Source organism: Burkholderia sp. AU17457 (assembly GCF_002223255.1).
Taxonomy (GTDB): domain Bacteria; phylum Pseudomonadota; class Gammaproteobacteria; order Burkholderiales; family Burkholderiaceae; genus Burkholderia; species Burkholderia sola.
Genome location: NZ_NKFB01000001.1, coordinates 1 through 12,814 on the forward strand (window position 1 = coordinate 1; position 12,814 = coordinate 12,814).

General features: G+C 64.7%; 14 protein-coding genes, 1 tRNA gene and 1 rRNA gene. 9 read left to right on the forward strand and 7 right to left on the reverse strand.

Features of this window, described 5'->3' with window-relative positions; all coding sequences use genetic code 11:
• From CFB49_RS00005 to CFB49_RS00020, 3 genes are all read right to left on the reverse strand, one after another.
• A 16S ribosomal RNA gene (locus CFB49_RS00005) occupies nt 1–128 on the reverse strand; the annotation flags it as partial.
• A 576-nt stretch (nt 129–704) separates the two neighbouring features.
• The gene (locus CFB49_RS00015) at nt 705–1,235 is read right to left on the reverse strand and encodes a cytochrome b (protein WP_172843425.1); all 531 of its coding nucleotides are present in this window, start codon (nt 1,233–1,235) and stop codon (nt 705–707) included.
• Nucleotides 1,235–2,320, reverse strand: coding sequence for a catalase family peroxidase (locus CFB49_RS00020; RefSeq protein ID WP_089490575.1), 1,086 nt, complete (start codon nt 2,318–2,320; stop codon nt 1,235–1,237). The genes CFB49_RS00015 and CFB49_RS00020 overlap by 1 nt, the downstream gene beginning before the upstream one ends.
• 158 nt (nt 2,321–2,478) lie before the next feature.
• Between CFB49_RS00020 and CFB49_RS00025 the strand changes: the two genes are divergently transcribed.
• A complete protein-coding gene (locus tag CFB49_RS00025; RefSeq protein WP_089434307.1) occupies nt 2,479–3,000 on the forward strand; it encodes a sigma-70 family RNA polymerase sigma factor in 522 nt (173 codons plus the stop codon).
• On the forward strand, nt 2,997–3,755 hold the full coding sequence (locus CFB49_RS00030) for an anti-sigma factor family protein (protein ID WP_069618831.1): 759 nt from the start codon (nt 2,997–2,999) through the stop codon (nt 3,753–3,755). Before CFB49_RS00025 ends, CFB49_RS00030 begins: the two co-directional genes overlap by 4 nt.
• 246 nt (nt 3,756–4,001) lie before the next feature.
• Here the strand turns inward: CFB49_RS00030 and CFB49_RS00035 are convergent, their stop codons facing one another.
• Together CFB49_RS00035 and CFB49_RS36595 are read right to left on the reverse strand one after the other, a co-directional pair.
• The gene (locus CFB49_RS00035) at nt 4,002–4,604 is read right to left on the reverse strand and encodes a hypothetical protein (RefSeq protein ID WP_089490493.1); all 603 of its coding nucleotides are present in this window, start codon (nt 4,602–4,604) and stop codon (nt 4,002–4,004) included.
• Nucleotides 4,605–5,174: 570 nt separating this feature from the next.
• Entirely contained in the window at nt 5,175–5,492 is a 318-nt protein-coding gene (locus CFB49_RS36595) for an Imm53 family immunity protein (RefSeq protein ID WP_069618829.1), read from the reverse strand.
• Nucleotides 5,493–6,199: 707 nt separating this feature from the next.
• Between CFB49_RS36595 and CFB49_RS00045 the strand changes: the two genes are divergently transcribed.
• Nucleotides 6,200–6,276, forward strand: a tRNA-Val gene (locus tag CFB49_RS00045).
• Between the two features lie 309 nt (nt 6,277–6,585).
• Nucleotides 6,586–7,101, forward strand: coding sequence for a DUF2628 domain-containing protein (locus CFB49_RS00050; RefSeq protein WP_069618828.1), 516 nt, complete (start codon nt 6,586–6,588; stop codon nt 7,099–7,101).
• A gap of 100 nt (nt 7,102–7,201) precedes the next feature.
• Here CFB49_RS00050 and CFB49_RS00055 read toward each other — a convergent pair whose 3' ends face one another.
• A complete protein-coding gene (locus CFB49_RS00055; RefSeq protein ID WP_089490494.1) occupies nt 7,202–8,083 on the reverse strand; it encodes a sigma-70 family RNA polymerase sigma factor in 882 nt (293 codons plus the stop codon).
• The gene (locus CFB49_RS00060; protein WP_089490495.1) at nt 8,083–8,559 is read right to left on the reverse strand and encodes a carboxymuconolactone decarboxylase family protein; all 477 of its coding nucleotides are present in this window, start codon (nt 8,557–8,559) and stop codon (nt 8,083–8,085) included. Before CFB49_RS00060 ends, CFB49_RS00055 begins: the two co-directional genes overlap by 1 nt.
• A 577-nt stretch (nt 8,560–9,136) precedes the next feature.
• On the opposite strand from CFB49_RS00060, the gene egtB reads away from it, so the two are divergent.
• The 5 genes from egtB to CFB49_RS00090 all read left to right on the forward strand — a co-directional run bounded on the left by egtB (nt 9,137) and on the right by CFB49_RS00090 (nt 12,800).
• Complete coding sequence (gene egtB / locus CFB49_RS00070; RefSeq protein ID WP_069618825.1) at nt 9,137–10,360, forward strand: ergothioneine biosynthesis protein EgtB; 1,224 nt, start codon at nt 9,137–9,139, stop codon at nt 10,358–10,360.
• Nucleotides 10,344–11,357: an L-histidine N(alpha)-methyltransferase gene (gene egtD, locus CFB49_RS00075; RefSeq protein ID WP_089490496.1), complete on the forward strand. Its 1,014-nt coding sequence runs from the start codon at nt 10,344–10,346 to the stop codon at nt 11,355–11,357. Before egtB ends, egtD begins: the two co-directional genes overlap by 17 nt.
• A gap of 293 nt (nt 11,358–11,650) precedes the next feature.
• On the forward strand, nt 11,651–11,941 hold the full coding sequence (locus tag CFB49_RS00080; protein WP_089490497.1) for a hypothetical protein: 291 nt from the start codon (nt 11,651–11,653) through the stop codon (nt 11,939–11,941).
• A 37-nt stretch (nt 11,942–11,978) separates the two neighbouring features.
• A complete protein-coding gene (locus CFB49_RS00085) occupies nt 11,979–12,233 on the forward strand; it encodes a hypothetical protein (RefSeq protein WP_089490498.1) in 255 nt (84 codons plus the stop codon).
• Nucleotides 12,234–12,431: 198 nt separating this feature from the next.
• Nucleotides 12,432–12,800 (forward strand): hypothetical protein, encoded by a 369-nt coding sequence (locus CFB49_RS00090; RefSeq protein ID WP_006477219.1) that lies wholly within the window; start codon nt 12,432–12,434, stop codon nt 12,798–12,800.
• Nucleotides 12,801–12,814: the final 14 nt, after the last annotated feature.

The following is a 12,814-nucleotide window of genomic DNA, read 5'->3' on the forward strand; positions in this document are numbered from 1 at the left end:
TGTTCCGATGTATTACTCACCCGTTCGCCACTCGCCACCAGGTGCAAGCACCCGTGCTGCCGTTCGACTTGCATGTGTAAGGCATGCCGCCAGCGTTCAATCTGAGCCAGGATCAAACTCTTCAGTTTAAACCTGTTACTGTTTTCGGTTCAGTTAAGAACCGGTCGCTCACTCAAAGCTGACAGGAATATGAATTGCTTCATAAACCTGACTTACTTTAGTGTGAGACTCTTGATACTTTCGCTTTCTGATCCGAGGATCAGCTCGCTGCCATCAAGCGCCCACACTTATCGGCTGTTAATTTTTAAAGAGCATTCTGCGAGGAACTTCGTGTTTCCCGGCAGCGCTGCGTTTTCAGCAGCAGAGAAGCGAGATTATCAACCGTTTTTTGAGACTCGTCAACAACTTTTTTAACTACTTCGTTGCGACGACTGCGGTTTAATTTCGCGTGCACTGGAATCGATTAAACCGACTTCAACAGCACCGCTTCCCTCTTCTTCCCCCGCGCTGCGTTTCCGTTAGCGCGAAAGAGGCGTGATTCTATGCATCCGCCCCGGTCTCCGCAACCCCTTTTGTGAAATATTTTTGACGTGCTATGGCGGGGACCGTTGAGCCCTTCCTGGCGCCCATATATAGGCGACACGGCGGCGCAGCCTCGGTCGCCCGTGAACTGCCCCGCCGTATCGAACACAACCGTCCGTCGATTACCGCCCCACCATCGCCCTCACCACGCCGTCCCGCCGAATCAGCCCGTGATACAGCGCCGCGGCAAAGTGCGCGAGGAACGTCAGGAAGAAGAGATAGGCCAGCACGCGATGTGCAACCCGAAGCCAGGCGAACGTCACCGGATCAGCCGATACCAGCGCCGGCAGTTGCACGCCGCCGCCCAACGTCACCGGATACCCGCCCGCCGACAGCATCGCCCAGCCGATCAGCGGCATCGCCACCATCAGCGCATACAGCACCAGATGCGACCCGTGCGCGGCCACCTTCTGCCACCACGGCAGATCGTCGGGCAACGCCGGCGGCTTCGACAGCATCCGCACCACGATCCGCACACACACCAGCACCAGTACGGCCACGCCCAGCGGCTTGTGAATCGCCACCAGGATCTCGTGCCGCCCGGAAACCGACGCCACCATCCCCACCCCGATGAAAAGCATCGCGAGAATCATCGCGGCCATCACCCAGTGCAGCACCCGCGCCGGCAAACTAAACGTCGTCGAAGCCTTCATCACCGTCCCTCCCCACTCACTCGCGCCACGCCTGCCACGCCGGCCTCTTCACTCGTGCGCCGCAGATACGAATCCGCATACGCGGCCGAGCGCGCCGCCAACAACGGATCGCCCGACACCTGAATCCCCTGCGGCAGCACCGTCGGGTCGTAATTCACGTCGCGGCACGGGCCGCTGTCCTGCGCCTCCACGCGATCGAGCACGAGCGTGCCCGCATCGATCGTCGTGCGCTGCGCGGGCCAGACCTTCGTCGCGTCGTCCACCGGGTCGCCGGGCTCCGCCAGCGTGACCAGCAGCTTCCACTTCTGCGGGCCGGCCGCGATGCGCTGCGTCACGTCCTGCTGCAGCACGTTCGGATCCGCGGCCGTCGCGACGTCGCCGGCGCCCGCCGTCTGCTCCGGCACGACGCGCCACCGCACCGCCTGACGCTTGCCGGCCGCGTCGACGAAGTAGAACGCGTTCAGCCCGTAATAGCTTTCGGTGACGTAGCTCGCGCTCGGCTTCGCACCCTTCACCCATTGCAGGAACGCGCCCGCTTCCGGATGTGCGCCGAAAAACGCCTTCACCTTCGCCGGATCGGGCTTGCCCGTCTTCGGATCGGGCCGGGTCGCGAGCGTCTGTTCGTAGAACGCCTGCGGCGTCGCGACCGGAAACACCGGCATCGCGTTCATCCCGGTCCGCCATTGCTCGCCGTCCGGCGCGGTGAGCTTCAACGCGAGGCTGCGGATCGGTACGCTGCTGTCCGGCGCATAAGGATTCCCGCCCGGTAACGCGAAACGCCCGACCACCGGCGTGCGCACCGCCTTGAAGAACGGCGCGACCGAATACGCGCTCGCGGCGCCGTTGCCTTCGAAGTAGCCGGTCACGCACACGCCCTTCGCGTGATTACGCCGGTAGCCGGGATGGATGCCGCTGTTGGTCTGTAGCGCGTCGACGAGCCGGTGCGGGGTCAGACGCGCCGGCGCGAGCCACCCGCCGGCATATCCGAACGCCACGGCCATGCCGGCCACCGCGCCGCCGATCACGGCCCAGCGCCACCCGCCCCGCCCGGGCTCGCGCTGCGGCGAAGAAGAAGATTGCTTCATGAATGCACTCCCGATCGTCAGATCATTGTCGAACGCGTGTAGGACGCCGCCCACGCCGCTTTATTCCATGAAGAATTTTTTCGTATGCTGGAGGGAATAACCGATGCCGGCCGGCGTCCTACGCGGCATCTACAACCCTTTCGGCAACCGGCCCGGCCATGCCCTCCACCGCCCCCGACGACGAAGCATTGCGCGAACTCATCCCCCGGCTGCGACGCTTCGCGCTCTGGCTGGCGCGCGACGTCCACGCGGCCGACGATCTCGTCCAGTCGACGCTCGAGCGCGCGCTGTCGCGCTGGACGAGCCGTCGCGACGACGCGTCGCTGCGCAGCTGGCTCTTCACGATCCTGTACCGGCAATTTCTCGATGGCAAACGCAGCGCGAAGCGCTACGCGTGGCTGCTCGGCCGCATCCGCGACGACGACGAAGCGCACTGGCCGTCCGCCGAACGCGAATTCGCGGCGCGCGCGACGCTCGAAGCGTTCGGCCGGCTCTCGGACGAGCAGCGCAGCCTGCTGCTGCTCGTCGCGGTCGAGGGCTTCACCTATCAGGAAGTCGCCGACCTGCTCGAGGTGCCGATCGGCACCGTGATGTCGCGGCTCTCCCGCGCGCGCCAGGCGCTGCGCCAGCTCAGCGACGGCGAACTTCCTGCTCCTTCTCTCCGATTGATGAAGAAATGAACACGCCTCCGAACGAACACGACCTTCAGGCCTATGTCGACGGCCAGCTCGACGACGATGCGCGTGCCGCGGTCGAGCGCTATCTCGCGCTGCATCCGGCGCGCGCCGAACAGGTGAAGCAATGGCAGCAAGACGCGCAGCGGCTGCGGGCCGCGCTGGAAAGCGTGCGGATGCCGGCGGACAATCCCGCGCTGGATCCGGCCGCGATTCGTGGCCGACGGGCCGAGCGCGCGCGGATGCGGTTCGCGATGGCGGCTTCGTTCGTGTTCTGCGTCGGGCTCGGCACGTTCGGCGGATGGCAGGCGCGCGGGTGGAACGCGGCGCCGCCCATCGCGCCGATGAGCGATGCGGTCAAGGCTTACCAGATGATGGTGGTCGATCGGACGGCCAAGGTCGATTACCGGCCGACCGGTGCGGGCGATTTGCAAGGGTGGCTCACCAAAGGCGTGGGCGCATCGGCGAAGCTGCCGGATTTGAGCGCGGCGGGGTTCAGGCCGGTTGGTGGGCGGCTGTTCACGACGGACAGCGGGGCGACTGCTGCAATGGTGCTCTATGAGGATGATGCGGGACGGACGCTGAGCTTCTATCTCCGGCCAGCGGAATCGGGACATCGGCTGCTGCCGAACGGGCAACGCGTGGATGGCGCACTGCTCGCGCGGTATGGGTCGGTGAATGGGCTCAACTATGCGGTGGTCGGGCCGGCCGGGAGTCTTGGCGAGAAGGCAGTGGTGCAGGCGCTCGATCAGCAGACTTGAAGCAGTAGGATGCGCGCCCGGCTGGCGGTGGGTGGCAGCTGCCAGCGGCTTTTGTGGGGCGGCCCGACGGGCTTGAACGGGGCCCGCTCACCATTCGCATGCACAGCGTTTCGACTGACTTTCCCCGGCTGTTATGCACATTGAGCCGCGCCGGCGCCCTCACCTTTGGAATCACAGGGTTTCGAGTCGTCGCTGAACGGGATTTCCACATCGATCACGGGTAAGCGATCTGGCTTCCAAGGCGGGCTACGATCCTGTCCGTCCAGGTAGAGTCGCCACGGAGACCCGGCTGCCGGCAAGCATCTTGTTCGTTCGGCGCACAAACACCCAGTGCCAAACCCAGAGGAAAACCGCGACGCCGCCGGCGATGGAGCCAATGATATTGGGTATCAACGAAAGAACCTGGGCAGCACACCACCCGATGCCGCTGATCCGACCGAACGAGCGCAAACCCGACAGCGCCGGATTGATACGAGACTCCGCTTCCAGGGACTTCGCGACGTTGGAAATAATGAAGAAGTCCTCGATGAAGTTGTAGGGCAAGAGGAACATCAGCCAGACGCTGTTGGGTTCGGCCACACGCGATCCCCGGCTGACCGATTTCAGGATAGCCCTGAGGTCGCTCGCGTAGGCATAGACCAGAGCCAGGAAAACCGCGATGACGACGATGCTTCCGATTGGCCCAAGCACCGCTATTTCACCGAGAACGCCGCCGTCTTCGGAGGGATAGACAAGGGGATAGGCGAGCCCAAAGGCAATGGGGATGCTCAGAATGGCTTTGAGAATGGTCCGTGCCGTTGTGCCCATGTGTATCGGATGATGGAATCGATGCGTTGTCACCGGCAGCATAGCGAACGATCATCCTCGCCGGGCGACTTTGTCCTGCCCTATGCCGCCTTCTCTCGCGACGCCAGCCGAGTCGGCGTTTGAACCGCACCGGGAAATCGTGGCGTCGAGTTGAATGGAAGCGCGATATCCACGCCCCGTGAGGTCGCGCGAACACTCTCACCGAATTCCCGTACGCTCACCCGTTGAATGCACAGGATTTCGAGTGCCTTGGCTGGTCGATATCCACACGGCGTTCGAGTTGATTCGCATGGTCGAATGCATGGCGCTCACCTGTCCGGCGCACAGCGATTCGACTGGTTGGGCGTGCGGGTTGTCCACATACGCGATGTCGACAAGCGCACGACTCCCGATGTACGTTTCGCATGCACCCAGTTCTCAAGGCGTGCTTCTCTCCGTCCAGTCGCGTGCCCAAACATTCTGAGCGGCTTATCGAGGTCATGATTCGCCGAGATCCGGACCCAGCTTGTGATCCGTGCAAACGCTCACCTTTTGCCGGCACAGCGTTTCGCATCGTTTTGTGCCGCGGTTATCCACATATGAAGGCCGCGCGTTCCTTCATCGCTTCCGAAGTCACCTGGTCAGACAGACCCTGAGAATCTCGCCGGTTTCCGGAAAGACGACATCCTTCATCGACGTCCCGAGCGGATTCGCGTCATCGAAGCCGTGTCGATGGCAAACGAGCGGTTCCATTAGCGCCTCCGGTTGCGGGTAGCGCTTGTGGCGCCCTCGTCCTGCTTCGATTTCATCGTGTCCCTCGATCGCCCGATTGATCGCCTTGCCGGATGACATGCCGTCGAGCGTGGCGATCTCGATGCCGTGCACGTGTTCCCACACGCCATCGCAGTGAGATTCGTACCAGCGCTGCAGTGCAGTCAAGGAATCGGTCATGTCCCTGTGCCTGTCAGTTCATCCGGCTCACACCGCGGCGAGCCATCCGACGATCGCGTCGATGTTTTCGTCGGAGAGTTGCCCGACACGTTCGACACCCCCCGTAGCCGAGATCGAACTTCACGTTGAATCGCTCGCCCGTGTAGCGGCAACACAGTGCCGGCGATTTTACAGACACGAAGGCTCACGTATCGCTCGAGCGCTTCACAGCATTCCGCTTCGGCTGTCCGTGCGCTGCACGCAGTGCATATCCCGCACGGATCACAGTCGACGGACTGTGCTTATCCAAAGGTGTTAACAGAGTTCGTATATATACGTAGTGATAGTTAACAAACCCTGTGCCCCACAGTGGATAACCTCCGTAACGCACTGAATTTTCAACGCGAACCGAAATGCATAACCCTGGGTGCGCGACGTGAACAGCGTCCGGCAGCACAGAACAACTTTTCGTCGATTCACAGCCGCGCGGACATATCCTCAATCGTTCCACTGTGAATCCAGAGCGTTCCCGGACGGTTATCCAGAGGGCAATGTGGATAACACCACAGCACATCGACGCGTTTTCCTGTGATGCGAACAGATGAAGCTTCAGCGTGCCCGCATCGCCAGGCCACGTCGATCGCGAGCCACCGCGCACGCCGATTCGAAAAATTTTGACGAAGGGGCTTGTGCTCCCCCGAAACCCTCTCTATAATTCGCGGCTTCTTAGGCTCGTAGCTCAGTTGGTTAGAGCACCACCTTGACATGGTGGGGGTCGTTGGTTCGAATCCAATCGAGCCTACCAACGAACAAAATGAAGGGGTCCGGCAGCACAACTTGCCTACAGGCAACGCGGCTCGCCAACATACAAACGCCACGCGGCAACCTCGCGTGGCGTTTTTCTTTTCCGGTCCGAAACAACGCATGAAGCCCCGATGCGTTGCGCGAGCCACGGCCCGGCATCGCATCGTCATCAACCTCCGATTCGCCACACAGCTGCCGCTGCGCGGCGCGTAGAATCGTGTGCGCATCGACGCGGCGGCATCGCCCGTCACCCGACTTCCACCGCATCAAAACAACGACGCGCAATCCGCGCAACTGAGAGCACACGATCATGTCCGAGGCCACGACCGCCGCTTCATCCGCGAGCAACGACGAAATCGCCGCTTACGTCGGCACGAAGGCCGCCTGGTACGAACGAAAATGGGCGATCGCCGACTCGCGCAAGAGCCGGCAATCGTGGAACTGGGCCGCGTGCTTCCTGGGCCCAGCCTGGATGGCGTATCGATGCATGTACTGGCAGGCGGCCGTCGTGCTCGCCGTCACGCTGGGCATCACGCTGGTCGAGTTGCTGTACTTCCCGACATACTTCGAATCGAGCACGCTCGACCCGATTACCATCGGGATCGCGGTCTCGCTCGGCTGGTGCGGGAACAGCCTCTACAAGCGATACGTCGAACGCCAGATCGAAAAACTGCGCCCGCACGCGACGTCTCGCGAATCGTTTCTCGCGCTGCTCGAGGCGCAAGGCGGCACGAACTGGCTGGCGGCGGCCGGTTTCGCCGTCGCGACGCCGCTGCTCGGCGTACTGCTGTACATGATCGGCAACGTCGGAGGCGCGACGTCCTGATCGCGATAGCCGGCGATCGGCCACGCAGCGCAGAACGAAGAGGGCGGACGGCGCCGTCGCCATGCATCCACATCGCATACGGCGCACGCTCGCGCCGCCCTCAATGCAGATGCTTCAATTTGTCAGGATTCCGCACGACATAGATCGCGACGATCTTCCCGTCGTCGATCTCGAGCGCCGTCGTCTGCAGCTCGCCGTCGGCTTCCAGCGTGACGAAACCGGGCAACCCGTTGATGAACCCGGCCCGCACGAGCTTCGACGCATGCGTCGTGAACAGCTCGGCCAGGTACGCGTGCACCCGCATCACGCGTTCGAAGCCGAACACCGGCTTGCCGGCCGCCGTGCGCTTGCCGCCGCCGTCCGAATGCAGGCTCACGTCCTCGGCTAGCATCGCGCCGAGCGCGCGCATGTCGCCGCTGCGTGACGCCGCGAAGAACGCTTCGGCGAGTTCGATCCCGCGCTGCTTCTCGACATGAAAACGCGGTCGCGCCTCGCGCACGTGCGTGCGGGCCCGCGCGGCGAGCTGCCGGCATGCGGCCGGGTCGCGCTGGATCGTCGTGGCCACTTCGTCGAATTCGACGCCGAACACGTCGTGCAGCAGGAACGCCGCGCGTTCGAGCGGCGACAGCCGTTCGAGCGCGAGCAGCAGCGGCAGCGTGACATCGTCCTGTTCGTCTTCCTCGACGACCGGCTCGGGCAACCACGGGCCGATATAGGTTTCGCGCTGGTGCCGCGCGGACTTCAGTTGATCGACGCACATGCGCATCACCATGCGGCGCAGGAACGCCTCGGGCACGCGCACCTCGGTGCGGTCGACGTTCATCCAGCGGATGAACGCCTCCTGCACCATGTCCTCGGCATCCGCGACGGAGCCGAGCATCCGGTACGCGACGCGGATCAGCGTGCGACGCAGCGGATCGAAGCTCGCCGCGGCGTCGGCCCGTTCGTCGGCGCGGCCGCCGGCCGGGTCGAGGCTCGGCATCAAGCCACCAGCTTCGCGGCGGCGGCCTTCGCGTCGGCCGGGTCGACCCATAGCCCGAAGCCGACGGCGAGCCGGTTCCAGCCGTTGATCACGTTGATCATCACCGTGAGTTTCACCTGTTCCTCTTCGCTGAAATGGTCGTTCAGCGCCGCATAGGCCGCTTCGTGCGCCGCGTGGCCCTCCGACAGCCGCGTGAGCGCCTCGGTCCAGCCCAGCGCCGCGCGCTCGCGGTCGGTGTAGCAGGGCGCTTCGCGCCACGCGGACAGCAGGTAGATGCGCTGCTCGGTCTCGCCTTGCTCGCGCGCCTCGACGGTGTGCATGTTAAGGCAGTTCGCGCACGCGTTGATCTGCGACGCGCGGATCTTGACCAGCTCGATCAGCGTCGGCTCGAGGCTCCCGGCCGCGGCGACCGACACGGTCATCCACTGCTTCATCAGCGTGGGAGCGGCGGCAAACGGATTGAGTTTCGCAGTCATGTTGCTTCTCCTTTCGTGTGGGTTCCGCCGATATGACGAGCGAGCACCCCGCGCGTGTGACATCGACGCAGAAAATTTTTTACGGCCGGAGAAGAAAGCGACGTCACGCGAAGGGCGGAGCCGTTGAGCGGCGCACCAAGAAGGTCGCGATATCGACTGACGAATCGGCCGCCTGACGCCGCTCCTGCGGCGCATGCGCGCCATCGACCTTTCACGCATGCCGAGCGGCTGTCACCGGACGTCAGTAGGGCGCGGCCGCGGGCACGCGTATTGCGTTTGCCGGCCAGCCCGCTACGAAGGGCGCCGACGGTTCATTACTTACGCGTGCCGACGTCATGAATGCTTTCATTTTTCTTTCGTCTTCGTTTCATCCGAAATCCGATTCGCGACGTTCACATTTCTGGACCATACTGTTCTGCACGGGCAGATGAAGTGAAGCCGCATGAGCGGCCCGGCGCGCGCGCCGGCTGCCCGACGACGCAGCAGCAAATCGCCCGTCAGCCGCGCGCATCCCAGCGCAAGGCTTTCCCTTTTCCGGCAACGCAACGCAGCGAATCGCGACGTGAACGGTAAACCGATGAGCCTTCTTGCATCACAGCTTCAGCGCCGTTACCAGGACGTGCGCGCCCATAGCGTCGCGTTGACCGCGACGCTGTCCGCCGAAGACCAGGCCGTGCAGTCGATGCCCGACGCGAGTCCGACGAAATGGCATCTCGCGCATACGACCTGGTTCTTCGAAACCGTCGTGCTGATGCGCCGCGTGCCCGGCTACGCGCCGTTCGACGACGCGTTCCAGTTCCTCTTCAATTCCTATTACGAAGCGCTCGGCCCGCGCCATCCGCGGCCGCAGCGCGGGCTGCTTACACGTCCGTCGCTGGGCGACGTGCATGCGTACCGGCAATACGTCGACGACGCGATGCTGCGCACGCTGGCCGGCGCCGATGCGGCGCTGCTCGACGCGATCGCGCCCGAGCTCGTGCTCGGCCTGCATCACGAGCAGCAGCATCAGGAGCTGATCGTCACCGACATGCTGCATGCGTTCTCGTGCAACCCGTTGAAGCCGGCGTTCCGGCCGCATAACGCGACGGACGGCGACGCGCTCGCCGCGGGCGACGCCGGCCCGCTGCGCTGGCTGCCTCAACCCGGCGGCCTCGTCGAGATAGGCCACGACGGCGACGCGTTCTCGTTCGACAACGAACGGCCGCGCCACACCGCGCTCGTGCGGCCGTACGAGATCGCGAACCGCCTCGTGACGAATGCGGAATTCGCGGCGTTCGTCGCCGACGGCGGCTATACGCGTCCCGAGTTCTGGTTGTCCGACGGCTGGGCCACCGTACAGCGGGAAGGGTGGCAAGGCCCCGCGTACTGGATGCCGGACGACGACGATGCGGCCGCCACGCGCGTGCGGCGCACGTTCGGCCTGCACGGCGTCGAACCGCTGGCGCCCGACGCACCGGTGTGTCACGTGAGCTTCTACGAGGCCGCCGCGTATGCGGAATGGGCCGGCGCGCGGCTGCCGACCGAATTCGAATGGGAAACCGCGTTCGCGGCCGACGGGATCCGGCAGATGCTCGGGCACGTGTGGCAGTGGACGCGTTCGTCCTACGAGCCGTATCCGGGCTTTCGGCCGCTGGCCGGGGTAGCAGCCGAATACAACGGCAAGTTCATGGTCGGCCAGCAGGTCCTGCGCGGCAGCAGCATCGCGACGCCGCCCGGGCACGAACGGCCGACGTACCGCAATTTCTTTCCGCCGGCGGCACGCTGGCAATTCACGGGGGTGCGACTTGCGCGAGACGTCTGACCTGACGGCCACGAGCGGTGGCCTGCAACCCGCCCGCGATTCGCGGCCGAGCGCGTTCGAGCGCGACCTGATCGACGGACTGTCGCGCACGCCGCGCAGCATCTCGCCGAAATACTTCTACGATGCGGCCGGCTCCGCGCTGTTCGACCGCATCTGCGAACTGCCCGAGTACTACCCGACACGCACCGAGCTCGGCATCCTGCGCGATCGCGCGGCCGAGATCGTGCGGCGCGTCGGCCCGCATGCGGACATCGTCGAATTCGGCGCGGGTTCGCTCGAAAAGATCCGCGTGCTGCTCGACGCGTTCGCGGACAATTACGCGAACGCGCCGGCGCGTTACGTGCCGGTCGACATCTCCGCCGATTACCTGCACGGCGCCGCCGCGCGGCTGCGTGCGGCCTATCCGTGGCTGGACGTCGCGCCGCTCGCGGCCGATTACACGAAGGCCGAGCAACTGGCCGAGCTGACCGAAACGCCGCGGCGACGCATCGGCTTCTTTCCCGGCTCGACGATCGGCAACTTCTCGCCGGAAGAGGCCGACACGTTCCTGCGTGACGCCGCACGGCTGCTGCGCGGCGGCGGCCTGCTGGTGGGTGTCGATCTCGTGAAGGACGAGCGCACGCTGCATCTCGCATACAACGACGCGCAGGGCGTGACCGCGCAGTTCAACCTGAACCTGCTGGTGCGCGCGAACGCGGAGCTCGGCGCGGATTTCGACGTCGACGCGTTCTCGCACTGCGCGTTCTACGACCGCGAGCGGCAGCGCATCGAGATGCATCTCGTCAGCGACGTCGCGCAGACCGTGCACGTGCGCGGCCACGCGTTCCGCTTCGAAGCCGGCGAGCGCATCCACACGGAGAACTCGCACAAGTTCACGATCGACGGCTTCCACGCGATGGCACGCCGCGCGGGGTTCGCACCCGATACCGTGTGGACCGACGCGGACAACCTGTTCAGCGTGCACTGGTTGCGCAGCGTCGACGATATCCGCGCGTAACGCGCACTGTTGCGAGCCGCCCGCGCCGCAGGGCGAGGGCGGTTCGCTCCCCGTGCACACCGGCGGGTTCGATCCGATCGCCGGTTTCGTGCCGAAAATCCCCCTTTTTACCGACCCTGTGCATCGCTGCAACGGTGTGTGGAACGTCGCCTTTCCCTTGCTCCATCAGGCTTTGCGGGCACCCGTAAACGTCCGTTACCTGTCTCGCATACCCGTTTCACCTGTGTCAGCGTCCGGTGCCTAGACTCCGAACCGTAGTCACATGACGCACGACACGTGCAGGGAGTCGCGAAATGAGCAAGAAACTTATTCTCGGTGCAGTTCTCGGTGTAGCGGCGCTGGCAGCCTCGGGCGTCGCGTCGGCCCACGTCGACCTGTCGGTCGGCATCGGCGTGCCGGGCGTCTACACGGCGCCGGCGCCCGTCTACGTGGCGCCGCCTCCGCCGGTGATGTACGCGCCGGTCGGCTATCGCGACTACGGTTGGCGCGGCGACGGCTGGCGTCAGCGCGAATGGCGCCGCCATGAATGGCGCGAGCACGAGTGGCGCGATCGCGGTGGCTGGCGTGGCGGCCGCTGGGATTAAGCGGTCCATCTGATCGTCGCAACAGGAGAGTGAAAACATGATGTCAGTGCGATACATCAGGCTGTGTGCCGCCGCCACTGTCGTTGCGCTCGCAACGATCGGCACCGCGCATGCGGCGGGCTGCATGAAGGGCGCGGTGGTCGGCGGTGTGGCCGGCCACTATGCGGGGCACCACGCGGTGGTCGGCGCGGTCGGCGGCTGTATCGTGGGCCATCACATGGCAAAGAAGCACGCGCAAGAACAGGCCGCGCAGCACAAGGCCGCCGCGCAGGGCATGCAGCCGGCGCAGTAAGCGACCTCGTCACCGGGGCGATGCCGTGGCGTCGCTCCGGTGCTTCGTTCCCACCGTTCCTGCGTGCGCGTACACCGCGGATTGATCCGACGAATGCGTGGCGCGCGCGCGTCGTTACGATCATTTACAACGTCGTGCGGCGCGAATTTCGCGCGTTCATACAATGCAGTCACATCAACGCGCTCCGGGGAGTACAAGATGAAACAGCAACGATATCTGTCCGTCCTGACGGCCGCGCTGCTCGCGCTCGGCTCGGTGTCCGCCCATGCGGCGGCCGGCGGCAATGGCGGGGGCAACGGGGGCGGCCATGGCGCAGGAGGCTCGGGCGGCAACGCGGGCGGCATGTCCGGCGGCCACATGAGCGGCCAGGCGCTGAGCAACTCGAACGGCATGCACGCGGGCGACCGCGACAAAGGCCTCGCGCGCGCGGCCGACCGTTCCGACACGATCGCCGATCGCGCCGGCACGCAGCCGGGCCGTGGTCACACGCACGCGCATGGCCATACCGCGCATGCGTCGACGTCCACGCATCATTCGCATCGCAACGCATTCGGCCGCACGCTGTAAGTCCGGCCAGGGAA

What these genes read in the sequence shown, in the direction of transcription:
- CFB49_RS00060 (WP_089490495.1), bottom strand. Translation starts at nt 8,559, where the DNA reads ATGACTGCGAAACTCAATCCGTTTGCCGCCGCTCCCACGCTGATGAAG.
- CFB49_RS00085 (WP_089490498.1), top strand. Translation starts at nt 11,979, where the DNA reads ATGATGTCAGTGCGATACATCAGGCTGTGTGCCGCCGCCACTGTCGTT.
- CFB49_RS00020 (WP_089490575.1), bottom strand. Translation starts at nt 2,320, where the DNA reads ATGAAGCAATCTTCTTCTTCGCCGCAGCGCGAGCCCGGGCGGGGCGGG.
- CFB49_RS00080 (WP_089490497.1), top strand. Translation starts at nt 11,651, where the DNA reads ATGAGCAAGAAACTTATTCTCGGTGCAGTTCTCGGTGTAGCGGCGCTG.
- CFB49_RS00090 (WP_006477219.1), top strand. Translation starts at nt 12,432, where the DNA reads ATGAAACAGCAACGATATCTGTCCGTCCTGACGGCCGCGCTGCTCGCG.
- egtB (WP_069618825.1), top strand. Translation starts at nt 9,137, where the DNA reads ATGAGCCTTCTTGCATCACAGCTTCAGCGCCGTTACCAGGACGTGCGC.
- CFB49_RS00025 (WP_089434307.1), top strand. Translation starts at nt 2,479, where the DNA reads ATGCCCTCCACCGCCCCCGACGACGAAGCATTGCGCGAACTCATCCCC.
- CFB49_RS00050 (WP_069618828.1), top strand. Translation starts at nt 6,586, where the DNA reads ATGTCCGAGGCCACGACCGCCGCTTCATCCGCGAGCAACGACGAAATC.
- CFB49_RS00030 (WP_069618831.1), top strand. Translation starts at nt 2,997, where the DNA reads ATGAACACGCCTCCGAACGAACACGACCTTCAGGCCTATGTCGACGGC.
- CFB49_RS36595 (WP_069618829.1), bottom strand. Translation starts at nt 5,492, where the DNA reads ATGACCGATTCCTTGACTGCACTGCAGCGCTGGTACGAATCTCACTGC.
- CFB49_RS00035 (WP_089490493.1), bottom strand. Translation starts at nt 4,604, where the DNA reads ATGCTGCCGGTGACAACGCATCGATTCCATCATCCGATACACATGGGC.
- CFB49_RS00055 (WP_089490494.1), bottom strand. Translation starts at nt 8,083, where the DNA reads ATGCCGAGCCTCGACCCGGCCGGCGGCCGCGCCGACGAACGGGCCGAC.
- CFB49_RS00015 (WP_172843425.1), bottom strand. Translation starts at nt 1,235, where the DNA reads ATGAAGGCTTCGACGACGTTTAGTTTGCCGGCGCGGGTGCTGCACTGG.